Raw genomic sequence first — 24,396 nt, 5'->3', positions numbered from 1 at the left:
AAAGACAGCGAGGTCAGCCATGAGACATGGCAATCGTAGGCTGGACATCGTCCTTGTCCTCGGCGCGGTCGCATTGACCCTATTGCCCTGGTATCGGATCGAGAACGGCTTCTTCGGACTCGGTTGGCTGGCCGCTTTCCCCCTTTCTCCGGAGGCCGCCCCCGGTATCGTGCAGATTTTCGCGCATGGCCGGCTGTGGCTTGCCGGTGCGCTCGTGCTCTTTCTTCTGGCGATCGTGGCCCGCGGCATGGCAGACCCGATGCGCCGCGGCGCCGCGCTCGCCTGGACCGGCGCGATCGGTGTTCTCTTCCTGTCGCTCCAGGGCCTCGCCATCGGCTTGTCCGGCTGGACCTGGACGGTGAGCGAAACGCTCTTCGGCACACTCTCGAACGGCCAGGCTTCCATGGGGGCGGGTGCGGTGCTCTCTGCTATCACCTTCATGCTGCTCTTCGCCTTCGGCCTTGCCGAGCGCGGTGTCATGAAGGGCGACGCCTTTGTCGTCAGCGCGATTGCGCTGCTCGTCTTCCTCGTCGCAGTCTTCGTCTTCTACCCGATCGGCAGCATGTTCGTCGGCTCGGTGCAGGATTTCGATGGGTCTTTCAATGCGGATAACTTCATCCGCAACGTGCAGGATCCAAGCATCTGGAGCCTCAATTGCCTGATCGGCGCCGGTCGCTGCGGCGTCGCCTGGCGTACGCTCTGGCTCGCCATCATGAGCGGCCTCGGCTCGACCCTGCTCGGCCTCGCCTTCGCGCTCGTCGCCACCCGCACGCGCTTTCCCTTCAAGAAGGGCCTTCGGCTGCTGACGATCCTGCCGATCATCACTCCACCCTTCGTCATCGGTCTGGCGCTCACCCTGCTCTTCGGTCGCGCCGGTGTCGTCACGCAGGGGCTGTCGCAACTGTTCGGCTTCGAGCCCGGGCGCTGGCTCTACGGCCTCACCGGCATCTGGATCGCGCAGGTGCTGTCCTTCACGCCGATCTCCTTCCTCGTGCTGATCGGGGTCGTCGAGGGCGTCAGCCCGTCGATGGAGGAGGCGTCCACGACGCTGCGCGCCGACCGTTGGCGCACGTTCTGGCGGGTCTCGCTGCCGCTGATGAAGCCCGGTCTCGCCAACGCCTTCCTCATCGGCTTCATCGAAAGCATGGCCGACTTCGGCAATCCGCTGGTGCTCGGCGGCAGCAATGGCGTGCTCTCGACGGAAATCTTCTTTGCCGTGGTCGGGTCGCAGAACGATCCGTCGCGCGCCGCCGTGCTCGCCACGGTGCTGTTGCTCTTCACGCTCTCCGCCTTCCTCGCCCAGCGCGTCTGGCTGTCGGGCAAGAACTACGCCACCGTCACCGGCAAGGGCGATAGCGGATCGCATATTGCTCTGCCGCGCGGGCTGTCGATCGGCGTTCACGCCGTCGTCATCCCGTGGATTCTCTTCACGCTCGTCATCTACGGCATGATCCTGATCGGCGGTTTCGTGAAGACCTGGGGTCTCGACAACTCGTTGACGCTCGACCACTACGCCAAGGCCTTCTCGATCAGCTTCGAAAATGGGATTGCCTGGACGGGCGTCGCCTGGAACTCGTTCTGGACAACGATAGAAATCGCGTTGGTGTCTGCCCCGCTGACCGCCGCCGTCGGCCTGCTGACGGCTTATATTATCGTGCGTCAAAAATTCGTCGGCAAGAATGCCTTCGAGTTCGCCCTGATGATGAGCTTTGCCATTCCAGGCACAGTCATCGGCGTCAGCTACATCATGGCCTTCAATCTGCCGCCCTTGGAAATGACCGGCTCGGCCCTCATCTTGATCGCCTGCTTCGTCTTCCGCAACATGCCGGTCGGCGTGCGCGGCGGCATCGCGGCGATGAGCCAGCTCGACAAGAGCCTGGATGAGGCCTCCCTGACGCTCCGGGCCAACAGCTTCCGTACGATCCGCAAGGTCATCCTGCCGCTCTTACGCCCGGCCATCACCGCCGCGCTCGTCTATTCCTTCGTGCGCGCGATCACCTCCATCAGCGCCGTCATCTTCCTCGTCAGCGCCGAGTACAACATGGCGACCTCCTACATCGTCGGCCTCGTCGAGAACGGGGAATACGGTGTGGCCATCGCCTATTCCACCATGCTGATCGTCGTGATGATCACCGTCATCGCCGGCTTCCAGCTCATCGTCGGCGAACGGCGCCTGCGCCGTGAAAACCGCGTCGCCGGCCTCGCCACATCCGCTTCCTCTCGCCAGGAGAAAATCGCATGATCAACCCCAAAGCCGGTTCCGTCGTCTTCCAGAACGTGCGCAAAACGTTTGGAGCCTTCACCGCCATTCCGGACCTCTCGCTCACCATCGAGCGCGGCACGCTCGTCACCCTGCTTGGCCCTTCCGGCTGCGGCAAGACGACGACGCTGCGCATGCTTGCAGGCCTCGAACATCCTTCGGCCGGAAAAGTCCTGATCGGCGGCAAGGACGTCACCATGCTGCCGGCCAATGAGCGCGATGTTTCGATGGTCTTCCAGTCCTATGCGCTCTTTCCGCACATGAATGCGCGCGACAACGTCGCCTATGGCCTGGAATCCTCCGGCTTCAACCGCAAGGAAGCGCGCGAGAAGGCAGAGGAGGGGCTGGCGCTGGTCGGCCTTGCCGGCATGGGCCATCGCCTGCCCGCCGAACTCTCCGGCGGCCAGCAGCAGCGCGTCGCCGTCGCCCGCGCGCTGGTGCTGGAGCCGCAGGTGCTGCTGCTCGACGAGCCGCTTTCCAACCTCGATGCGCGCCTGCGCCGCAAGGTACGCACAGATATCCGCGAACTCCAGCAGCGTCTCGGCTTCACCGCCGTCTATGTCACGCACGATCAGGACGAGGCGCTTGCCGTGTCCGACCGCATCATTATCATGAAGGATGGCGAAGTTGCCCAGTCCGGCGCCCCGCGCGACCTCTATGAATCGCCGGCTTCCGCCTTCATCGCTGATTTCATGGGAGAGGCGAATGTCATCCCATGCGAGGTGGTTGGCATCGATGGCGCAGATGCTGACATCCGCATTGGCGGTTTCAAACATCGTGTGCCGGCGGGTAGGGCGACGCCGGGCGCGGCGAGCCTTGCCGTTCGTCCCGGCGCGATCGCGCTCTCCGAGGGAGGGGGGCACGGGCTTGCCGGCCGCATCCTCCATTCGGCCTATCTCGGAGATCATGTCGAGTACGAGGTCGAAACCGACGTCGGCACGCTCTTCATCGTCGACCACGCCGTCGACCGTATCCTACCGGTCGCCTCCGACGCCACGCTCGGCTTCCGAAGTCGCGGCATCGCCCTTATCAGCACGTGAGAGCCTCTGACACGAGGCCCTGGGCCGAGGCGCGTTCGATGCCCGTCGACCAGGACGATTACGCCTGAATGGAGCCTCGCGTCAAACCGATGTTCGCCCGCCGGAAGGATGAGGTATGATTGATATTCTATCGCTGGAAAATGATTTCGAGGCCGTGATTTTTGATTGCGACGGCACACTTGTTCACACGCCCCCTGTCTATGCGGACGCATGGGCGGCCGGCTTTGCCCTTTCCGGCAAACCGATGAGTGAGGCTTGGTATTTGATGCGGGCCGGAATGTCTGAAGTGGTTCTTATGGACGCCTTTGAGCGAGAATTCGACGTTGTGCTCGATCGCGCATCCGTCATCGCCACCATGCGATCGCACTTTCTCCAGAATGTCCACAATGTGCGCGAAGTTCGCGCGGTTGCTGCAACCGTTCGCCGGTTGGCCGGCTTGCGTCCCATGGCTGTTGCATCCGGCGGTTCGCGAGAAATTGTCACAGCGACCCTACAAGGAACGGGCCTGCGGGAGTATTTCGACCAGGTGGTCACGATCGATGACGTGCCAAATCCAAAGCCGGCGCCGGACCTGTTTCTGCAGGCGGCCGCTTTGTTGGGAATAGAACCAGCCCGGTGTGTCGTGTTTGAAGATAGCGAACAAGGTCTTGAAGCAGCTCGACGGGCGGGTATGAGCGCCATTGATGTGAATCGACTTGATCTCCATGAGCAGCAACAGCTTGCAGATGAATGCCTGAGCATTCGGTCGGTGCAGGCGCATTAATCCTGCGGCAGGTTTTGTCCTAAAGAACCGCCGGGGCCGGCTCTTGCACGCAATTGCAATTTGTGCACAGTCCGGGCAAAGGGAGTTGCCGGTGGTCATGAAGGATTTTGTCAGCGCGCAGGAGGTTGCTGAGAAAGCGGGCGTTTCGCGCTCGGCGGTATCGCGTGCCTTTACCCCGGGTGCCAGTGTATCGGCGAAGACGCGCAGACGCGTGATGGATGCGGCCGAGGCGCTTGGCTACCACGTCAATCATCTGGCCCGGGGGCTGATGACGAATGAAAGCGGCATCGTTTGTCTTATCGTGTCGGAACTCGGAACGCCCTTTCGCTCATCTCTGATCCGGGCGATCACGCAGCAGCTTCAGAATAGTGGAAAGATTGCCATGCTCATTAACACCGACCGTTCCGACGGCAGTGTGGATCGGGCGCTGCGCCAGGCAATTCACTACCGGGCCGATGCGTCGATCATCCTATCCGGACTGCCGGACAAGTCGATCACACAGCTCTGCCTGAGGAATGGTCAACGCCTTGTCCTCATCAACCGTGATGACGACCAGCCGGGGCCGCTGCGCATCAACATCGACGACCAGGAGGCCGCTAGCCGCATCCTCACCGCCTTCATGCGTGCAGGCTGCCAACAACTGGCATTCGCCAATTCCGAGGTCGGAACACCGAGCCTGATGGCGCGCGAGCGCGGTTTCGTTGCGGCGGCTGCGGCCCTCGGCATCGAGGTTGCGGTCGAGCGTCATGGCTCGACTGGCTACGAGGCTGGAAAGGTGGTTGCCCAGAGGCTGCTGACGCGCACGAATCGGCCCGACGCGATCTTCTGCGCCAACGATCTGCTCGCCTGCGGCGTCATGGATGCCGCGCGCCATCAGTTCAAGATCTCTGTTCCTGACCAGCTTTGCATTGCAGGTTTCGACGATATCGAGCAGGCGTCGTGGTCTTCCTACGATCTGACGACCTTCGCACAGCCGGTTGAGATGGTGGCGCGCGAAGCGGTCGCGTTTCTAGCTGCTCCTACCCTTCCGGAAGATGCCGGTGAGGTTAGGTCTCTGAAACTTCATGCCGAACTGGTCTGGCGCGGCTCGATCCGCGGCGGGTGACATATTCCCCCGTCAAACCCTCGCGCGAGTAACCTGGAAAGGCTTCATATCCGTCCTCGGGAAACACATGAAGAACGACGATAAACGCCAGAAAAACAAAGCCGCGGGTTTGCTGCACCAACTTGCGCTCGTGCCCGAGACCTTGTTCAAGGGAGCCTTTCTGCAGCAATATGGCGCGGTCTGCTTTCGCTATCTCGGCGACGAGGACAAGGTCGAGATCCTGTTGGTCACGTCGCGTCAAAGTCGTCGATGGGTCATCCCCAAGGGCTGGCCGATGAGGAGAAAGAAGCCATTCGAAACGGCTGCCACTGAAGCCTGGGAGGAAGCTGGTGTTCAAGGGAGCGTGCGCAAGAAGCCGATTGGCCGATACACCTATCTCAAGGAACTTGGTCCTGACGTGGTTTCGCCATGCATGGTCGACCTGTTTCAGATCGAGGTCGAACGCCTGACGGACGACTTCAAGGAGCGTGGCGAGCGGGTTCTCGTCTGGGTCTCTCCCGATGAGGCAGCCCGGCGCGTGCGTGAACTTGAACTCAAATCGCTCCTCGTGTCGTTTCGACCACATCGACCGAGAGTAAAGATAAAAAATAGGTAGTGAGGGCCGTCCTCGGGCCTTCTGACTGTTCAGACATCCATTTTCCCAGCACGAAGCAGGCGCCGACATTCAAACAGTCTTTCGAAACAGATAGAGCTTGGCTTCATATATTTGGCCCGGCATATCCAGCCATGAACAGGAACCGATACGGCCATGGATCCATCTTCAATCATGAAAACGTCAGAGCAAGGCGCGGGACCGGACATCATCACAGTCGATTCGCGGGAGGTCTATGCCAACCGGTGGATGACGGTCCGCGAGGACAAGATCCTGCGCCGTGACGGGTCGCCCGGGCTCTACGGCTATGTCGACAAACCCGACTTCGTGATGATCCTGCCCTTCGACCGGGGTCTCGTTCACCTCGTTCAACAATTCCGATATCCGATCAAGTCGCGCCAATGGGAATTTCCTCAGGGAAGCTGGGAGGAGAAACCGGACGCCGATCCCGGCGAACTCGCCCGCGGCGAATTGCAGGAGGAAACCGGGTTGATTGCGGGCTCATTGATCAGGATCGGCACTATCTACCCACTTTATGGAACGGTGACCCAGAGATGCCATGTCTTCTTCGCGACGGATCTCACGCCAGGGGATAACAAGCTCGAGCATGAAGAACAGGACCTCGTTCGCGCCACCGTTTCGGTTGATGAGCTGCAACGGATGATCCTCGACGGCGATCTCCAGGATGCGGGCACGATTGCCGCTTTCGGGCTTGCCAGGCTGCGGAAGCTTCTGTGACAGCCTCGTCACGATATGTGACGAGGGGAGAACTTTTGCACGTAATCCGCGCAGGCTATGCATGTGCTTCTAAAGATCGCGAGCGGGTATGAAACGGATTGTATTATTCTCGGGCGGCAGCGCCTGTCGATCGATCAATGTGGCGCTGGGCCAACGTGGAGCCGATGTCACCCGCGTCGTGCCTGCTTGGGATAGCGGCGGCAGCTCGAAAGTTATTCGCGAGCGGCTCTCCATCCTCTCAGTGGGAGACATCCGCCAGGCTCTGATGACGATGGCACATGGAGAAGGCTGCGCCGGTGACGTCGTCAAGATCTGCAACGCCCGGGTATCGGCCAATCTTGGCTTTGACGATGCCCGCAAGGAATTCCTCTTCTACGCCGAAGGCCGTCATCCGTTGCTCGAGAGAATGGAGCCGGGCCTGCGCGGTGCAATCCTGAATTATCTGAACACATTCGCCACTTCTGTTGGTCGAGATTTCGACTTCAGGCACGGCAGCGTCGGGAACTTCATTCTGACGGGCGCCTGCGTGGCGCATAATGGAGACGTCAACACGGCGATCTTCGTGTTCAGAAAGCTGTGCGGCATCGTCGGAAACGTATGGCCTTCGTCCTGTGACAACGACTTGGTTCTCTCCGCAACTCTGAGGGACGGTCGGAGGCTTGCGCCGCAGGACGTCATCACATCGATGGGGGCAGGGGATGCAAAGGTTGGGATCGCAGAGGTCGAGCTGGCTGGCGCCGATCAGGCCCTGCCGGTTGCCAACTCGGCTGTGCTGGACGCCGTTGCCCGGGCGGACCTGATTGCCATCGGTCCGGGCAGTCTCTACACGAGTATCCTTCCTCATCTTCTGGTGACGGGCCTCGTTTCAGCTATCGAGAAGGCCAACTGCCCGAAAGTCTTCATCGGCAACATCCTGCAATGCCGGGAGACCATGGGACTAACGCTCGAAGACGTCCTGGCGGCCGCGGATCTGCATGTGCGCAAGGGCGGCGGAACCTCGAATCTGTTCACCTTCGTTCTCGCAAACAGGATGCTGTTTCCCTTCGAGAAGACGGTCGGAACGTTTCCCTATCTCAGAGAGAAACCGCAGGAAAAGAACGGGCGTCACATCATCAAGGGCGAATTCGAAGATGCCTGGAGCCGCGGTCAGCATGACGGTGATGCAACCGCTGCAGCCTTGCTGAAAATCGCATCCGGAGACGCTTCAGATGCATGAGATAACAAGTAGGGTCGACGAGGTCAGGCGCCTCAAGGGTTTCCTGACCATTGCGCAAACGCTGCAGCTTGCAGATCTGGGCGTCATCACGGTCATCGATCCGTTTTCGACCTTGATTTCCTCTCGCGCCAGCCTGGGGTCTGGCGTCTTCCTCTGGCCTAATGTGACAATCGAGGTCGGCCCGGAGGGATCGGTCAGCATTGGCGCGTCGACCGTGCTTCACAGCGGCGTGCGGATCGAGGCCGGCGCCGGTTCGATTGCTATAGGCGCAAACGGCGATCTCGGTCGGGAGGGGGGCTTTACCCTTGTGGTTGGCGCACAGAGTGACAAAATCGATGTTTGGAAACGATGTCCGGTTGAATGGCGGCGGTTCGATTACCCAGAGCGCAACGCTTGGCAACGGCGCGCAGGTTCTTGGTCCGATCCGCATCCAGAATTGCCAGCTTGGCGGCGGCGGCTCCTTTCGCGAGCGTGATCCGGACAAGCGAGGAGCAGTCCTGAAAGGCGGCGGGGTTGCCAGAAACATCGATCTCCCGGCGGGCATGGTCATTCAGGCATTTGGGCTGTTTTCCGAGGCGCCGAAGCGGTGGCAGAGCTATTTTCATCCCCAGAAAGACGAGCGATCCTAAGCCGCTGTGGAAGAGGGGCGACATCGATTGGGCTTCAACATTTTCCAGAGGCCGGCAGATGGTCGGGCGCGCTTGCAACCATCAAGGAAAACGGACGAACAGAACCAAGTGATCACCAGCGATCGCATGACTTGACCCGATTGCACGCGCGTGCAAATATGAGCGCGCGTGCAAAACACCTGAGGGGAATCATATGCATTCAGTATCCGATGCAGCCTTGGCCGAAACCCGCGCGGATTATTGCCGCGCCGTCATCCGCACTGCCGGGGATCTGGTTCTCAAAGGCTTTCATGCCGGAGTGGCAACCGGTCTGTCGATGAAGGGGCCACAAGATTACCTGACGGAAACGGATGCCGCGTCCGAGGCCTTGATCCGCGACAGCATCCTGGCTCGCTTTCCGGGCGACAGCTTCTTTGGAGAAGAAGGCGGCGGCGCAATCGGTGAGCGCGTTTGGGTCGTCGACCCGGTCGACGGTACAGCCAATTTCGCGCGCGGTATTCCGCATTTCTGCATCTCGATCGCCTACGTAGAAAAGGGTGTGACGGAATTTGGCGCCATCTATAACCCCGCGCTCGATGAGTTGTATTTCGCAGAACGCGGCCGCGGCGCCAGTTTGAACGGCAAGACGATTCGGGTCGCTGCGACACACCGTTACGATGCCACTACCATCGAAATGGGGTGGTCGACGCGCGTTGCGAACGAGACCTACCTCGAGGTCGTGAAAGGATTGCTTGATCTCGGCACAAACGTCCGAAGGGCGGGCTCGGGTGCATTGGCTCTGGCCTATGTGGCCGACGGCCGCTCCGACGGATATGTCGAACTGCACATGAATTCCTGGGACTGCCTGGCCGGCCTTCTCCTCGTCAGCGAGGCGGGGGGCGATGTCTGCCCCTTCCTCGATATCGGCAGCCTGGAAAAGGGTGGTCCCGTCCTTGCCGCCGCTCCAGCCATTGCCGCAGGGATCAGCAAGGTCGCCAAAATCCCGCTTTCGACGGCAGGCAATTCGCCTGAGAAAGCACACTTGGGTGGCCCCGGGGCTCTCGCAGGAGCTTGAGAACAAGCTCAATCCGCCGGTAGCGGCGACAGGCGCACGCGGCGCGAAGGAGGACTTGACATGGACGGACCCGTTTACGCTCGCCCGGCGATCAGCCTGATCGCGGAAGGGCTAGGCCCTTTCGGGGCGGCTCTTTTCATTGGCGGGAGCACCGGTGCAAGCGACATTGGTCTCCTGCGCCAGCACCAGATCACGACTGTGGTGAACTGCGCCGTCAATCTCGATATCAACTACGTGCAGGCAGACCAGGGAACGGCTGACCTGCGGGCGTCAGGCTACGGAGATATTCGCTACTACAAAATTGGCCTCATCGACGGGGAGGGCAGCCCTGATACGATGATGCTCGGCGCCTATTACATTCTCGACGGCGCTCTGCGCCAGACCATGCCGAAGCGGCAGACCTACCCCTTTCCCGACGGCGGCAATGTGCTCGTCAATTGTCGAAGCGGGCGCAGCCGCTCTGTTTCGCTGGTTGCGCTTTTTCTGCACAAGCAGCAGCCGCATCTCTATCCAAGCCTGGATGACGCCCTCGCCGTCATCCGCGAGCGGCGCGAGCTGCGTCCCGACGAGTGGTTCGAAACGCCAAAGCCGATGCTCTACGGAGCAGCCCAGCGGGCGTCGGAGTGGATCGACATGATCGAAGAACGCAGGCAACGCAATTCATGATGCCCCGATCCTATCCCGAGATTGCCGTCATCGCGGATGCACATTTTCACGACGTCGATGCCGATTTCGGCTTTTCCGGTGTCAGGATCGGCGGTCGCGCCATGACGATGCGCAGTTGGTCGGACACACGCCAGTCAACGCGAGTCTTCAACGAGAGTGCCGGCGCACTCCTTGCGGCGCTTGAACACGTACAGAAACGTGGCATCCGACATGTCGTGCTGCTTGGCGACTACAGTGACGATGGCCAGCGGGCAACGACGGAAAAGCTCGCCGACATTTTGCAACAGCACAGCCGGGAGCATGGAACGGCCTTCTATGCGCTGCCGGGAAATCACGACATATTCGGCCCGCGCGGCCGTCATCACACCAAGCAGTTCCTGACGGAAGGTGGTCAGGCGATCCTCGTCTCGAGCGATGCCGGAGTTGCACGCGAGGGTGCAGTCTTCAGCGACAGGATGTATTGCGAAGGATATCCGGATGGGCTTCGCGCGATGGCGAATTTCGGCTATTTCCGCCGGCCGGAATACATCCATTGGGAAAGCCCTTTTGGATTATCAGATGCTCAGGAGGATAGGGTCTACGAGGTGACGTCGCCGGACGGCGTCAATCGCTATCGGCTCATGGACGCATCCTATCTCGTCGAACCAGAGCCTGGCCTCTGGCTGCTGATGATCGACGCAAATGTGTTCGAGCCCCTCGATGGAGCCTTCGCCGATGGTGAGGAGGCAGCCTTCACCGACAGCACCGCCGGCGGCTGGAATGCCATGCTGCGTGCTAAGCCTTTCATCTTTTCATGGGTCAGCGACGTTACGCGCCGGGCACGTCTTCTCGACAAGACCGTGCTCGCCTTTTCTCACTATCCGGCGCTCGATCCCTTCGACGGCGCTTCCGATGCGGAAAAAACGCTCTTCGGTGAGACCAACGTCGTGCGCCGCACGCCCCGGCGGGAAGTCGAAGAGGCGATCCTTTCGGCAGGCTTGCAGGTCCACTTCAGCGGCCATCTGCACGTTGAAGGCGTCACCACGCGAGGTTACGATAGCAGCCATGTGACCAATATTGCTGTCCCGTCGCTCGTCGCATTCCCCCCAGCATTCAAGGTCATACGACCAACTCGACACCATTTGGCCGTCGATACGGTCGGGCTTTCGGCAATCGCTGTCGACCGTGATCTCCTCTCAGGCTATCGGCTTGAAACCAACGGTCGCCATGAGCGCGGCGCCGATGCGCTGTCTGCTGACAGCTACGGCGCCTTTCTCCAGGCCCACAAGCGGGCGCTGGTCGTCCATCGTTACCTGCCGAAGGAATGGCCAGGCGCGTTCGCGGCAGCGATCCTGGAGATGAATGTCGCGCAGGCAGCACAATGCGTAGCAGGGGGCGCCGCAGGGGAAAGTGACTGTCTCGAACTGTCGAGTTCGGCCCAGGCAGAAGATCTTCCGATGATCGATCTGATCGCCGACTGGTATTGCCTGAGACAAGGCGGGCATCTGTCAATCGAGCATATAGAACCCGAACGACTGGCACTCTACCGGTCGCTGACAAATCAGTTCGGTCGCGCGCCCGACGCCTATGATGGATCGCTTCCTAGCTTTCTTGGCGTTTTCCTCGGAGCACTTGGCCTATTCCTGGACCGCGCGGCAAAGGGCAGACCTAACATCGTTGTCCCGCTCGAAAGGGTTCAGCAGGATGTCCCGGCATAGCAGCGCGACATCGAACGACGATAATGTGAGTTGGAATAAAATAGGGGTCTGACGACGCGTTTGGTCGCCATGAATGCCGGAACGCGAAGCCGGCAGAATGCAGCAGGTGTGATATGGAATCGGCTATCGTCAGCATCAATCTTTTCGGCGCGGTCGCTCTGCTTCTGTTTGGTCTAGCCCAGGTCAAGGGCGGCATGACGCGCGCCTTCGGTACGAAACTTCGTGCGGGCCTTGCCAGGAGTACCAGAAGCGGCACCAGATCCCTTTGCGCTGGCTTCATTGCCACTGTTGCTCTGCAAAGTTCTACGGCCACCGCCTTGATGGTTGCCTCCTTCGTCGAGAAAGACCTGATCGTGCCGGCCATGGCACAGATCGTGCTCCTCGGAGCGAACGTCGGCACCGCTGCGACCGCTTGGATCGTCGCCCTCGGCCTCGGCTGGCTCTCGCCATTGTTAATCCTTGCCGGCGCCATCCTGTTACGGGGCCGCTCCACAGCCCGCCAAGGCACGGGTACGGCACTGGTGGGGATCGGCCTCATGCTGCTGTCTTTGCATCTGCTCTCGGGAGCGACCGATCCCATCCGACAATCGCCGGCGCTCAGCCTGTTCATAACTATGCTCGGAAACGCGTGGCCGGTTGCCTTGATCTTTTCGGCCGTTCTGGCGATCCTGGCATCTTCCAGCCTTGCGATTGTCGTTCTTATTCTTTCACTCGCCGCCGGTGGTGGCATCGACACGGGGCTCGTGATCGTGCTCGTCCTTGGCGCCAATCTCGGAGGCGCGGTTCCGGCCGTTCTTGCCACCCTTCGGGCGCCGACGAGCGCCCGAAGGGTTACACTCGGGAACCTCATCGTACGGGCGATCGGCGTTTGCATCGCCCTTCCCCTTTCAGGCTATGGCGCAGACCTTCTGGAACTGTCGCCGCTGCCGCATCAGAATTTCGCAGTCGACGCACATCTCGCCTTCAATGTGCTCGTCGCTCTCGTTGCCTGGCCTTTGTCGCCATACGTCCTGTCACTGATGTCTCGCCTCCTGCCGGAGGAAGAGAAAAATCTTGAGAACAGCTATCTGGACAGCAATGATCTCGCACGTCCGCTCTCCGCTCTCGCCGGGGCAAGCCGCGAGGTCATGGTGGTCGGCGATCTAGTCGAACAAATGCTGTCGCAGGCGGCTGAGGCGATAAACCGAAACGATTCCTCCACTCTTGCCGGAATCGCAATGCTGGAAGGCCGGGTCGATCGGATTCAACACGCGATCAAGGTCTATATATCCAAGCTTGGTCATGATGGCTTGAGCGCAGAAGAACATCGTCGCTCCATGGGCATCGTTGAATATGCCATCAATCTGGAACACATCGGCGACATTATCGAAAAAGGGATACTCCCGGAAATTGCCAAGAAAATCGAACGTGGCCTGCAATTTTCGCCGGATGGGAAAGAAGAAATCTCCGGCCTGTTCGCTGTTACGTTCGACAGCCTAAGGATGGCACAGACGGTTTTTGCAACACAGAACGCCACGCTGGCGCGCCGGCTCGTCGAAATCAAGGAAGACGTGCGCCGGCTCGAAAAGCAATCGGCCCAACGGCACCTGCAGCGCCTGCGCGAAGAGCGGCCCGAAAGCATTCAGACGAGCTCGCTGCACCTCGATATTCTGCGCGACCTGAAACGCATTCATGCCCATATCGCGGCCGTCGCCCATCCGATCCTCAATCAAAGCGGTCTTTTGATTGAAAGCCGAATCCGCCAGGCCAACTAGCGGGCTGTTGTCCTCTCCACCATGAACACCGACACGACTTGAAGCCGGGTCTCTGTCTCGTCGCTGTCGAGCGCCGTCAGAACTTTGTCTGTCAGGTCGTCAAGCGGTTGGGCAACCGTGGTCAACTGGTAGCTCTTCCAGCTCGCCTGAGGTATGTCATCGAAACCGACGACCGACAGATCTTCAGGCACGCGGCGGCCCATTTCCAGGCGGGCTGCATCCAGAAATCCGAGAGCCATGAGGTCGGTGACGCAGAATGCGCCATCAATAGTCTTGTCCGAAAGCAGTTCGCAGGCGGCCTTATAACCGCTGTCATAGGACGTCGGACCACCCGACCAAGCCACGACCTCTATGCCTTCTATCCCCATGCGCTGGCTGAAAGCGTTCGCCCGACGAACTTGTGACGGGGTCTGGCTGCTGCTCGAGACGACGACGACCTTTTTGCAATCGGCTTTGACAAGTCGCATGGCGGCGAGCTCGGCACCGTGGGAATCGTCGCTTAACACCATGCTCGTATCGGTTCTGTCGAGGCGCTGGTTGATCAGGATGAGGCGAACACCGTTGGCGATGCACTCGTCGATGATCGAGGTTGGAGGCTCCCCCGAAAGAACGATGATTGCTTGAGCCCGGAACTCGAACAGAAGTTCGATGAGGGGTGCAATATCCTTGCGTGCATCTGCTGCGTTGAGGAGCAGGCATTGCAGGCCCCGCCGCAACAGACCGATGCTGAGAAGATCAAGCTGCCTGGAAATGAATGGCGAACTGAGATTGGCGCCAACCACACCGATGAGATTGGAGCGCTCGCTCATCAGACCCTGAGCCAGACGGTTGACGCGATAGCCGAGTTCACCGGCGGCTTTGAGGACCTTGCGTCGCACCGATTTCGATACACTTCCGCCATTGAAAGTGCGCGACACGGCCGAGCGCGAAACTCCCGCGCGCTTCGCCACTTCTTCTGCCGTCACAAATGTTTGTGCCATCAATATTTCCACTCGAACCAGGGTCTTTATCAGTGGCCATAAAGTCCCGGTTTTTCCAATCGAATATTTTCAATCGCCTGCCAGTCACGCTTAGCGGCAGCTGACCAATCAGCATCGCCGGCTGCGCAGGATGAGACCTCACACCATATCGCGGCTGGCCGCCATGCATACCTGTTCGAAAGTACATTTTAAATTGATAAAAATATTTAATGAAAACAACTAGATAACATATTGACCGCGCGTGCATTTTCTCGTTGACAAAGGGCACGTTTCAATGGATCATGCGTTCTATAGAAGAGCATAAATGGAATGCTTATTCCGTTGAGGATGCCTTTGACGAGCGCGCCGGGAGGAGCCGGCTCGCTCGCCGGTGCGCGGGCCTTAGAGGCCTGTGGAAAATTGAATTCTTGCTCGCGCTTTTTGCGCGCAGGGGCATCCCGTTCGCGGGAGCCTTCTGTGCATGCCTTCGCTTGGACGACGTCATGCGAGCAAGGAGATGACGATACGGGAGGTACGATGGCTCTTTTTAGCGAGACGATGAAGGCAAAAGCGCCCGCCACGGGTGTTGGTGCAAAGCCATCCGGATGGCAGGTGTGGCGCTATCGGTTCAAGGTCGCGCTGCGCGAGCCAACGACGCTGATCGGTGTCTTGACGGCCCTGCTGTTCACCTACCTGATCGTCGTTCCGATCATCTCGATCGTTCTGGACGCCATACGCGTCCAGTTTGGCAATGAGCGACGGCTCGGCAAACAGGTCGGCGACCTCACCTTCTATTATCTCGATCGGACATTCTTCTCTCCTGTTGCGACCGACCTGTTCTGGCACCCCCTCGTCAATACCTTGACCGTTGCATTTGGTGCCATAGCCCTTTCTCTGGTGATCGGCACCATCCTGGCCTGGTTGATTAGTCGGACTGACATGTTCGGGCGACGCTGGTTTGCGACCGCGTTGATCGTTCCGTACATGCTGCCTGCGTGGACCTTCGCGCTCGCATGGATGACGCTGTTTAAGAACCGGACGATCGGCGGTCAGCCGGGTTGGTTCGAGGCAATGGGCATGACGCCACCGGATTGGGTCGCCTATGGTCGCTTTCCGATCACAATCATTCTTGCCTTGCACTATACGCCCTTCGTCATCCTCCTTTTTGGTTCTGCGCTCCGTCGCTTCGATTCCCAGCTTGAGGATTCCGCCCGTATCCTGGGCGCCCAGCGTTACCAGGTTGCCTTGCAGGTCATTCTGCCTCTGATGCGGCCGGCTCTCCTGTCAGCAATGGTTTTGATCTTCGCCAAGTGCCTGGGCGAGTTCGGCGTTCCCTACGTCCTTGGCCTGCCCGTCAAGTTCGAGGTGCTTTCGACCTCGCTGTTTCGTAGTATCGCCTCGCGCCAGACTGGCGTGGCAGGTGTCGTCGCAGCCTCGATCATGGTGATCGGCATCATAACGCTGATGATCGACGCACGGTTGGTGCGCGAGGCCCGCCGCTTCGTCACAATCGGTTCGAAGGGGTCTATGAACCGCCAAAGCCGCCTGGGTAAAATGCGGCTTCCGGCGACGGGGTTCGCCGCAGCGATCTTCCTTCTCGGTGTCGGACTGCCGCTGCTGACGCTCGCATTGTCTACCGTCATGAAAATTCCGGCGCAGTTCACACTCGACAACTTCACGCTCGACTACTGGATCGGCACCAATCTCGATACGGTCGCGCTGCAGACGGGCATTCTCTTCAGTCCGGATCTCTGGGCAGCGGCCGGAAACACATTGATGATCGTCGGCCTAGCATCCCTGACCTCGGGTATTCTCGGTCTCTTCGTCGGGTATGTCGTCATCCGTACACCGGTCCGCGCGCTGTCGGTCTACCTCCGTCAAGTGACGTTCCTGCCTTATCTCGTGCCGGGTATCGCGTTTGCCGCGGCCTATCTCTCCTTGTTTGCCGTTCCGCGCGGGCCGATGCCGGCGCTTTATGGGACCGTGACCATCCTCGTGCTTGCCCTTATCGCCGATCAGATGCCCTACGCTTCCCGCGCTGGCATCTCCGCAATGACGCAGCTCGGCAAGGATCCGGAAGAGGCCGCCCAGATCGCCGGTGCAGGGTGGTTGCGGCGCATGATCTCGATCGTGATCCCGATCCAGAAGGGCTCCCTGGTGACCGGCGTGCTTCTTCCGTTCATTTCCGGGATCAAGGGCCTCAGCCTCTTCGTGATCCTCGCCGTCCCGAGCACCGACGTTCTGACTACCTATTCGCTCCGGCTTGTCGATTATCACTACACCCAGGCGGCCAATGCCGTCGTCCTGATCATCGCCGGCATTGCCTATTTCGGCACGCTGCTGGCCCAGAAACTCACCCGCACAAATCTTGCAGAAGGACTTGGAAGCTGATGCCTACGATCAACCTGCGCGGTGCGCAAAAAAACTACGGCGTGAATGCAGCAAACGCGGTCTCGGACCTCGATCTCGAAATTCGCGATGGTGAGTTCATGTGCCTTCTCGGCCCCTCCGGCTGCGGCAAGACGACGACCTTGAGGATGATCGCCGGGCTGGAGAACCTGTCTGGAGGTGAAATTCGCGTCGGAGACAGACTGATCGATTCCGTTGCCGAGGGCGTTTTCGTTCCTCCCGAAAAGCGCGAGATGGGTCTCGTCTTTCAGAGCTACGCGCTGTGGCCGCATCTAACGATCGAGCGGAATACCGATTTCGGCCTGCGGCTGCGCAAACTGCCGAAAGCCGAGCGTGAGGCCCGCGTGGAAAAGGTCATGCAGGCGCTCGACATCGCCAAATATCGCGATCGCTATCCCTCGCAGCTTTCCGGCGGCCAGCAGCAGCGCGTTGCGCTTGCGCGCATGCTCGCGGTCAATCCGGGCGTGCTGCTTCTCGATGAGCCTCTGTCCAATCTCGACGCTCGGCTTCGGCTGGAGATGCGCGCCGAACTCAAGCGGCTACACAAGGAGTTCAAGACGACCATCGTTTTCGTGACCCATGACCAATGGGAGGCAATGACGCTTGCGACCACGATCGCCGTCATGAACGAGGGCACGCTCCAACAGATGGGGACGCCCAATGACATCTATGACCGGCCGGCCAATCGTTTCGTCGCGGAGTTCGTCGGCAGCCCGCCGATCAATATCCTGACATTCGGACAGCCGGGTGTCTCCGATATCGCCGACAAGGCTGAAGCCTATTTCTCGGCGCGGTATCCTGCACTCTCCGGCATCGGCTCGGTCGGCATCCGGCCGGAGGCGATCGGGTATGTCTTGAAGCTCGAGGACATACCGCAAGGTGATTTTTTCGGCGAGATGACCGTCACTGGCGTCCTGCCGACCGGTGGCAGTTGGATCCTCGAATTGCGGAGCGACAACCATACGCTGTTTCTCACGACCCACGCGCTGCCGCGTATCGACGCCGGGGAGCGCGTGTTTTTCCACGCACCACCTGAGGCCCTGCATGTTTTCGATGCACGCGGAGAGCGAATTACGGAGTCAGATACGCTGCTGAGGAGCGGCGTCTACAACTGACACCCGCGCAACCAAGAATAGCTTACTGAAGGAGGAGCAGTAATGAAGAGAAACCTGATCGGCGGCATGGGCCGCGTGTTGTGTGCGACTGCCGTTGCGATGGCTTTGGGAGGTGCGGCAAGCGCCGAGGAGTCGTTCGACCTTGATGCGTTGATCGCGGCTGCCAAGAAGGAAAAGCCGATTACGGTCTATGACAGCACCGGCAAGATCGTCGAAATGGCGAAGAATTTTGCCGCGAAATATGGCCTGTCGGCAGAAGGCTCCAAGGTCAAGGCGTCGGCGCAGCTGGAGATGATCATCCGCGAGGCCCGCGCAAACAACATACAGGGCGACGTGTCGATCGTCAGCGACGCTCCGGCTGCCATGGCCCAGCTGATCCCGCAGGGCTTTGCCGAAAGCTGGCTGCCGCCGGACCTGGCCAAGAACATCCCTGCCGAATATCAGGATCCACTGACGGTCGTCACGAGCGCGAACGTGTGGTCCTATAATACGGCGCTGTTCGACAAATGCCCTGTCGACAACATTTGGGAACTGACCGAGCCGAAATGGAAAGGCAAGGTTGCGATGCAGGATCCGCTCGGAAAAGCGTCCTATGTCGACTGGTTCAACCAGATGGCAAAACATGGCGACGACAAGGTTGCTGCGGCCTACAAGGAGCGATACGGCAAGGATCTTCAGACGGATGAGGCAAGCGCGACCGCAGCATGGGTCAAGGCGCTGGCCGCCAATGCGCCGCTCCTGACCGATGCCGACGCCGCCGCTGCGGACGCCGTCGGCGCCCCCGGGCAGTCTCAGCCCTTCATGGGGCTCATCAGCTCGGCCAAGTTTCGCGATAACGCCGATAGCGGCATGAAGCTCGGCCTTTGCAAGGACCTCAAGCCATGGCTCGGCTGGCTTTATCCCGGCGTAGGCCTGATCACGAAGGGTACCGACAGCCCGAATGCCGCTAGGCTTTTCATCCACTACGTCATGACCGCCGAGGGCATCGCACCGCAGGCTATCGACGGCAAGATGTCGACGAACAAGGATGTCAGCCTTCCCGCCGATGAGCCATCCGGGATCGGCGCGGCTCTAGACCAGTTGCTGCCATACCAGATGGCGACCAGTCTTGACGACTGGGATGCCCGCGAAACGTGGCAGGACTTCTGGCGGATGAACTATCAGAAATAACGAGCCGACAGGGAGGCATATCATGGCCCATTCGAACCAGACAAGATCGGCATGGCGAGGCTTGCTCGCCGGGACTGCGGTGCTCGTCTTCGCGTCCGCCCTTTCGGCCGCGGCCTATGCCGAAGACACGTTCGATCTTAACGCGCTGATAGACGCTGCAAAAAAAGAACCACCCATCACGGTTTATGCAGTCACCGGCAAGATCGTCGATACCGCCCAGGCCTTCACGAAGAAATATGGCGTGCAGGCGAGCGGCAGGAAGGTCAATGAGGCGACGCAGGTCGAATTGTTGATCCGCGAGCGGCAGGCAGGAAATGTCGTCGGCGACGTCAGTGTGGCAACCGACGTCGCCGCGGCAGTGGGCGAGCTTCTGCCGGAAGGCGTGGTGACAAGCTGGGCGCCGCCGGATCTTCAACAGGATATTCCAGAAAGGCTGCGCAACCCCTTGGTCGTCGCCTCTGATGCGCATGTCTGGACCTACAATACCGAGAAATACGACAAATGCCCGGTGACCAACATCTGGCAACTGACCGAGCCGCAATGGAAGGGCAAGCTCGCCATGCTCGATCTGTTCGACAAGCCGCTCTATGCGGATTGGTTCAACCAGATCGAGATGCATCACGACGTGGATGTCGCCAAGGCCTATGAAGCGCTCTACGGCAAGAAGCTCGACACGAGCAGCCAGAGCGCGACAGCGGCCTGGGTCAAGGCGTTTGCCCAGAACGGACCGCTTCTGTCGGACTCCACCACTGTTGCCGATGCCGCCGGGGCGCCTGGCCAGTCCGACCCTTTCTTCGTGATCACATCGACGGCGAAGTATCGCGACAATGAGGCCAAGGGCCTGAAACTCGGCCTATGCACCGGGGTCCAGCCTTTTTCGGGTTTCCTCTATCCTGGCTTCGGTTTGATCGCCACGCAGACCAAGAGCCCCAACGCGGCAAAGCTCTTTGTCCGTTATCTGATGACCGAAGAGGGAATTGCCCCGCAGACGGTGGATGGAAAGATCTCCGGGAATTCGGCGATTAGCTTGCCGTCCGATGAGCCGTCGGGCATTGCCGCCCATCTCGATGAACTCATGGCATTCGATGCGTCCACCGCAGCCGCGGATCTCGACAAGCGCGAGGGGTGGCAGGACTTCTGGCGCATGAACTACAAGAAATAAGCCGTAGCAGCCTTTGGCGATCTCCTGGGAGGGAACGATGAATAGAAATGCCAAGATTTCAGTCGCGGCGATCGCCGCCATGGCGACAGCGGTTTTTGCTGTTCCGGCAGTCGCTGGCGATACGGCCGATATCAAAGCTTTGGTCAATGCGGCCAAAGGCGAAAAGCCGATCAATGTCTATGACAGCACCGGCAAGATCGTTGAGATGGCCGAAAACTTCAGCGCCAAATACGGTTTGAAGGCGACGGGCATGAAGGTTTCGGCCAACAGCCAGCTCGAGATGATCATACGAGAAAGTCAATCCAACAACGTTCAGGGCGACGTGGTGTTGATCACCGATGCTCCGGCGGCGTTGGCACAGTTGCTGCCGCAAAAGTTCGTCGAAAACTACCTCCCTGCGGACATGGCCTCCAAGATCCCCAAGCAGTTCCAGAATCCTCTGGCGATCTCGACCAATGCAAACGTATGGGCCTACAACACCGAGGCCTATGACAAATGCCCCGTGGCCAACATCTGGGAGCTGACGGAGCCGAAGTGGAAAGGCAAGGTTGCAATCATCGACCCCCTGACGAAGGGCAATTACACGGACTGGTTCAATCAACTCGATGCCCACGGCAGCGATGCGGTTGCTGCCGCCTATAAGGCGCATTTCGGCAAGGAGCTGCAGACTGATGAAAAGAGCGCTGCTGCCGCCTGGATCAGGGCCCTGGCTCAGAATGCCCCGCTGGCAACAGATAGCGACGACCGGATATCGGAAGCCGTGGGCGCACCAGGTCAGAAGGAACCGTTCTTCGGCCTGTTGAGCTCTGCGAAATTCCGTGACAACGAAGACAAGGGTTACAAGCTCGGCATCTGCACCACGCTCGATCCCTGGGTCGGCTGGAACTATATCAAACTCGGCCTGATCGCCGCCAAGTCGCAAAGCCCGAATACGGCAAAGCTCTTCATCCATTATATCCTGACCGAGGAGGGCATCGCGCCGCAGATGAAGGACGGCAAACTGCCGACCAATAGCGACGTCAGGATGCCGGACGACGAGCCTTCCGGCCTGATGAAGGTCGCCGACAAGCTGCAGGCCTATGACACGTCCACCGGTCTGGATGATTTCGACCGGCGCGAGGAATGGCAGGATTTCTGGCGTGTAAACTACACGAAGTAAGCAATTCCGACGTGAAGCGCGGGAACCTGTTCCCATATGACAGACTGGACATGCCGATGCAAAACCCCACTCGCGTCAACCCGAGCCCCGACAATGAAGACGCGCTTAAGCGATCCCGCAGGTTGATGGAAATCGCCAAAGGCGCGGCGGTAGCCGTACGCGAGCCTCTGCTGCAAGCCTTCCGATCCAATATAGACGTTGACTACAAGGTCGATCTCCACGATGTCGTCACCATCCACGATAAGCGTGCCGAGGCGACGATCCGGGCTTATATTCTCGAGCATGAGCCCAATTCGGCGATCATGGGAGAGGAGGGCGGACAGACGGGCAGTGGGGGTATTCAGTGGTATGTCGATCCAATCGACGGAACGGCGAACTTTGCCCGTGGCCTGGCATTCTGGTGTGTATCGATCGCCGCCGTCATCGGTGGGGAGGTTGTTGCCGGCGCGATCTTCGATCCAGTTTCCGGAATGATGTTCACGGCAGATCTTGCGGGCGCCGATCTGAACGATCGTCCGCTGCGGTCGCGTGCGGTTGCAGAGGAAGCGCATGCGACGCTGATCACCGGCTATCCGGTGGCGCGGGATTTCCGGCTCGACGGTCGCGAGGTAGCACTCGCCAATATGGGTGAACTGGTCGAGACCTTTTCGACGCTGCGTCGTCCCGGAAGCGCAGCTCTCAGCATCGCTCATGTCGCCGCCGGATGGGTTGATGCTGCCGCCGGATTTGGCGTCAACGCGTGGGACGTTGCCGCAGCCACGCTGATCCTGAAGAATGCAGGCGGACGATACGAACCGTTGACCCTCGGCAAGGTTCCCGTAGGGGCGGCCGATTTCCTTTGTCCTGGTTACGTCGCGACAGGCGAGGGCGCGCACTACCCGACATTGGAGCGGGTGGCACGGTCCATCTGCGAAAACAGGGCAGCCAGGGCGGCTGCCTAGCAGGATCACCGGCGGCGACGCATCAGGCGATGCGCAGCCTGCCATCAACCATCACTTTTTGAACGCCGCCTGCCTCAGGGGTAGCTGCCGTGGAGACGACACATGCAGAAATCTGAAGCCGCGATTGGACAGGCCGAGAGACACCTGCCCAAACTGAGCCGCATCTATCAATCGCACCCGTTTTACGGCGTCGATATTTTCATATCGGGAAAGGAGGGGGCAAGCGACCTCGGCCTTCTGCGCCGAAACGGCATCACGACGGTAGTCAACTGCGCCGTCAACCTCGACTTCAATTTCGTGCAGCAGGACAAGATCGTCTCGGATCATGAGGGCAGCGTCTATGGGCCGGGGGAGATTCGCTATTACAAGGTGGGCCTCATAGACGGCGCCGGAAATCCGGATACCCAGATGGTTGCCGCCCACTATATCCTTCGTGCAGCGCTTGAACAGATCCTGCCTGACAAACCGTCCTATCCGCTTCGCGAACGTGGCAGCGTTCTCGTCAATTGTCGTGGTGGCCGTTCTCGTTCAGTCGCAGTCGTAGCGCTCTTCCTGCATCTCACGTTGCCAAATGAGTTTCCAACACTGGACGACGCGATCGATTTCGTTCGTCGAAAGCGAGAGTTGCCTGTCGATGAATATTATAAAGCGCCGAAGCCAGTTCTCGCAGAAGCCGCACGGCGGGCGGCTGGGTGGATACGGACGATTGATGCCGCAAAATAGGCTTCGTCTGGCAAGGCTAATGGTTCCAATGCGGTATCGAGCGATATGATAACGAAACGTCAAACTTCCAACAGCCAACCCAAGAACTTGCGCGATCTGAAAAACATGATCGCGGCACGGGTGGTCGTGTTCAACGGGCAGTCGGAACGCGTCATTCGTATCGCGCTCGAAAAACCGGAGTTGATTGCCTTCGGGACATTACAGTCAATCGCCACCGAATGTTCGGTTGCCCCGACGACTATAGTCAGAGTTGCCCGCCTCGCCGGGTTTGCAAACTTCGCGGATTTCAAGGCAATGTATCGGCTACACCTCAGGGGGATTGGGCCCGGGGCAGAGAGCCCGCGCCCCGGTCCTACCGCGCTATTCTAATCCGGACGGCTTGCCGCGCTCAGTCGACATGCTTTTCGCGTAATGTTCAACAGCAAGCCGGTGGATTAGTCTTAACTTCGCTGCTGATGTGGTGCGGTCATCGGAGCAGATCTCTTCTAGACCTTCGATGGCAATTCGCGGATCAAGGGTTCGGTCCGATCAAGGCGGTTAATTTTGCATCCGTCAAGCAAAGGCCGTCTTCCCCATGGGAGTTTCAAGCTGAGCGGCGGCGACGCTGCGAATTCTCCGGATGCTGCTCACTCACCGCCGGTTCAAGAAAAAGTTCAAGAATTTCGCGGCCGCCTCGCGATCTTTCGGACCCGAGATTTACCCGTTGCCTTCATATCCTTTGGAACCGATGTCCGCATCCTGGCCGGGTTTGAGAGGGATGCGCTCGATTTCGTTGCTCTGCGTCTTAATAGCTGGTTGAGCGAGAACATCGATGACCTAATCTGCTCGCCTGCGGCGTCATGTGAGCGTCTCTCGCCGCGAATTCCCGCAGGATAAAAGACGCTCCGTGGCAGGCAGGTGGGTCGATGGCGCCTCTCGTCGACCATCATGTAAAGGTTGTTCGCCCCTTCGCCACGTCAGACTTTACTCCGCCTGGCAAGCTGATAGAACGAGCGCCCGCGGAAATCGCCCGGACCCGGGCAGTGCGTTGGAACTATGAAACTGTTTTGTACGTTTTTCGGCCCGCCAAAAGGAGCTTTAACGACATGAACATGGCCTCGAAGATTGTGAAATCCCCTGTTGCTCTGTCCGTCGGCGGCTTGCTTGCGGAAGCTCGCGCGGCTCGCGGCTATTCGCTGGATGACGTTGCAGAAACCACTGGTCTGACTGTGGCCGAAGTGACAGCTCTGGAGAACGACACGGAT

General features: G+C 59.5%; 21 protein-coding genes. 20 read left to right on the top strand and 1 reads right to left on the bottom strand.

Going from position 1 to position 24,396, the window contains the following annotated elements; all coding sequences use genetic code 11:
* Nucleotides 1-19 precede the first annotated feature (19 nt).
* The 12 genes from ACM5SV_RS36120 to ACM5SV_RS36065 all read left to right on the top strand — a co-directional run bounded on the left by ACM5SV_RS36120 (nt 20) and on the right by ACM5SV_RS36065 (nt 13,514).
* Nucleotides 20-2,242, top strand: a complete 2,223-nt coding sequence (locus tag ACM5SV_RS36120) for an ABC transporter permease (protein ID WP_012759967.1) — start codon at nt 20-22, stop codon at nt 2,240-2,242.
* Nucleotides 2,239-3,300 carry an ABC transporter ATP-binding protein gene (locus ACM5SV_RS36115; protein ID WP_012759968.1) on the top strand — a complete coding sequence of 354 codons (1,062 nt, stop codon included), beginning with the start codon at nt 2,239-2,241 and terminating at the stop codon, nt 3,298-3,300. The genes ACM5SV_RS36120 and ACM5SV_RS36115 overlap by 4 nt, the downstream gene beginning before the upstream one ends.
* Before the next feature lie 115 nt (nt 3,301-3,415).
* Entirely contained in the window at nt 3,416-4,063 is a 648-nt protein-coding gene (locus ACM5SV_RS36110; protein WP_017997282.1) for an HAD family hydrolase, read from the top strand.
* A 97-nt stretch (nt 4,064-4,160) separates the two neighbouring features.
* Nucleotides 4,161-5,168 (top strand): substrate-binding domain-containing protein, encoded by a 1,008-nt coding sequence (locus ACM5SV_RS36105; protein ID WP_012759970.1) that lies wholly within the window; start codon nt 4,161-4,163, stop codon nt 5,166-5,168.
* 67 nt (nt 5,169-5,235) lie between these two features.
* Nucleotides 5,236-5,763, top strand: coding sequence for an NUDIX hydrolase (locus ACM5SV_RS36100; RefSeq protein ID WP_012759971.1), 528 nt, complete (start codon nt 5,236-5,238; stop codon nt 5,761-5,763).
* Nucleotides 5,764-5,934: 171 nt separating this feature from the next.
* Complete coding sequence (locus ACM5SV_RS36095; protein ID WP_041935949.1) at nt 5,935-6,498, top strand: NUDIX domain-containing protein; 564 nt, start codon at nt 5,935-5,937, stop codon at nt 6,496-6,498.
* Between the two features lie 88 nt (nt 6,499-6,586).
* Complete coding sequence (locus ACM5SV_RS36090; protein WP_012759973.1) at nt 6,587-7,714, top strand: gluconeogenesis factor YvcK family protein; 1,128 nt, start codon at nt 6,587-6,589, stop codon at nt 7,712-7,714.
* Nucleotides 7,707-8,189: a hypothetical protein gene (locus ACM5SV_RS36085; protein ID WP_419425521.1), complete on the top strand. Its 483-nt coding sequence runs from the start codon at nt 7,707-7,709 to the stop codon at nt 8,187-8,189. The genes ACM5SV_RS36090 and ACM5SV_RS36085 overlap by 8 nt, the downstream gene beginning before the upstream one ends.
* A 347-nt stretch (nt 8,190-8,536) precedes the next feature.
* Nucleotides 8,537-9,397, top strand: coding sequence for an inositol monophosphatase family protein (locus ACM5SV_RS36080; RefSeq protein WP_017997276.1), 861 nt, complete (start codon nt 8,537-8,539; stop codon nt 9,395-9,397).
* A 60-nt stretch (nt 9,398-9,457) separates the two neighbouring features.
* Nucleotides 9,458-10,063, top strand: coding sequence for a dual specificity protein phosphatase family protein (locus tag ACM5SV_RS36075; protein ID WP_128407557.1), 606 nt, complete (start codon nt 9,458-9,460; stop codon nt 10,061-10,063).
* Nucleotides 10,060-11,760, top strand: a complete 1,701-nt coding sequence (locus tag ACM5SV_RS36070; protein WP_222018285.1) for a metallophosphoesterase family protein — start codon at nt 10,060-10,062, stop codon at nt 11,758-11,760. Before ACM5SV_RS36075 ends, ACM5SV_RS36070 begins: the two co-directional genes overlap by 4 nt.
* Nucleotides 11,761-11,873: 113 nt before the next feature.
* Complete coding sequence (locus tag ACM5SV_RS36065; RefSeq protein ID WP_222018287.1) at nt 11,874-13,514, top strand: Na/Pi cotransporter family protein; 1,641 nt, start codon at nt 11,874-11,876, stop codon at nt 13,512-13,514.
* Here the strand turns inward: ACM5SV_RS36065 and ACM5SV_RS36060 are convergent.
* Nucleotides 13,511-14,494, bottom strand: a complete 984-nt coding sequence (locus ACM5SV_RS36060) for a LacI family DNA-binding transcriptional regulator (RefSeq protein WP_097624466.1) — start codon at nt 14,492-14,494, stop codon at nt 13,511-13,513. The genes ACM5SV_RS36065 and ACM5SV_RS36060 overlap by 4 nt on opposite strands.
* 516 nt (nt 14,495-15,010) lie before the next feature.
* Here ACM5SV_RS36060 and ACM5SV_RS36055 point away from each other — a divergent pair.
* The 8 genes from ACM5SV_RS36055 to ACM5SV_RS36020 form a co-directional block, all read left to right on the top strand.
* On the top strand, nt 15,011-16,864 hold the full coding sequence (locus tag ACM5SV_RS36055) for an ABC transporter permease (RefSeq protein ID WP_113548585.1): 1,854 nt from the start codon (nt 15,011-15,013) through the stop codon (nt 16,862-16,864).
* Nucleotides 16,864-17,997 carry an ABC transporter ATP-binding protein gene (locus ACM5SV_RS36050; RefSeq protein WP_128450445.1) on the top strand — a complete coding sequence of 378 codons (1,134 nt, stop codon included), beginning with the start codon at nt 16,864-16,866 and terminating at the stop codon, nt 17,995-17,997. The genes ACM5SV_RS36055 and ACM5SV_RS36050 overlap by 1 nt, the downstream gene beginning before the upstream one ends.
* Nucleotides 17,998-18,039: 42 nt before the next feature.
* Nucleotides 18,040-19,167 carry an ABC transporter substrate-binding protein gene (locus tag ACM5SV_RS36045; RefSeq protein ID WP_097624469.1) on the top strand — a complete coding sequence of 376 codons (1,128 nt, stop codon included), beginning with the start codon at nt 18,040-18,042 and terminating at the stop codon, nt 19,165-19,167.
* Nucleotides 19,168-19,189: 22 nt separating this feature from the next.
* Nucleotides 19,190-20,329, top strand: coding sequence for an ABC transporter substrate-binding protein (locus ACM5SV_RS36040; RefSeq protein ID WP_221975742.1), 1,140 nt, complete (start codon nt 19,190-19,192; stop codon nt 20,327-20,329).
* Between the two features lie 37 nt (nt 20,330-20,366).
* Nucleotides 20,367-21,488, top strand: coding sequence for an ABC transporter substrate-binding protein (locus ACM5SV_RS36035; RefSeq protein WP_130659485.1), 1,122 nt, complete (start codon nt 20,367-20,369; stop codon nt 21,486-21,488).
* A gap of 56 nt (nt 21,489-21,544) precedes the next feature.
* The gene (locus tag ACM5SV_RS36030) at nt 21,545-22,429 is read left to right on the top strand and encodes an inositol monophosphatase family protein (protein WP_260690479.1); all 885 of its coding nucleotides are present in this window, start codon (nt 21,545-21,547) and stop codon (nt 22,427-22,429) included.
* A 102-nt stretch (nt 22,430-22,531) separates the two neighbouring features.
* Entirely contained in the window at nt 22,532-23,152 is a 621-nt protein-coding gene (locus tag ACM5SV_RS36025; protein WP_017997265.1) for a dual specificity protein phosphatase family protein, read from the top strand.
* Between the two features lie 1,085 nt (nt 23,153-24,237).
* On the top strand, nt 24,238-24,396 hold a 159-nt coding region (locus ACM5SV_RS36020), incomplete at its 3' end, for a helix-turn-helix domain-containing protein (protein WP_222018291.1).

The sequence above is a fragment of the Rhizobium sp. CRRU65 genome (assembly GCF_048551595.1).
Taxonomy (GTDB): Bacteria; Pseudomonadota; Alphaproteobacteria; order Rhizobiales; family Rhizobiaceae; genus Rhizobium; species Rhizobium leguminosarum_J.
This window is presented reverse-complemented; position numbering and strand designations above follow the sequence as displayed.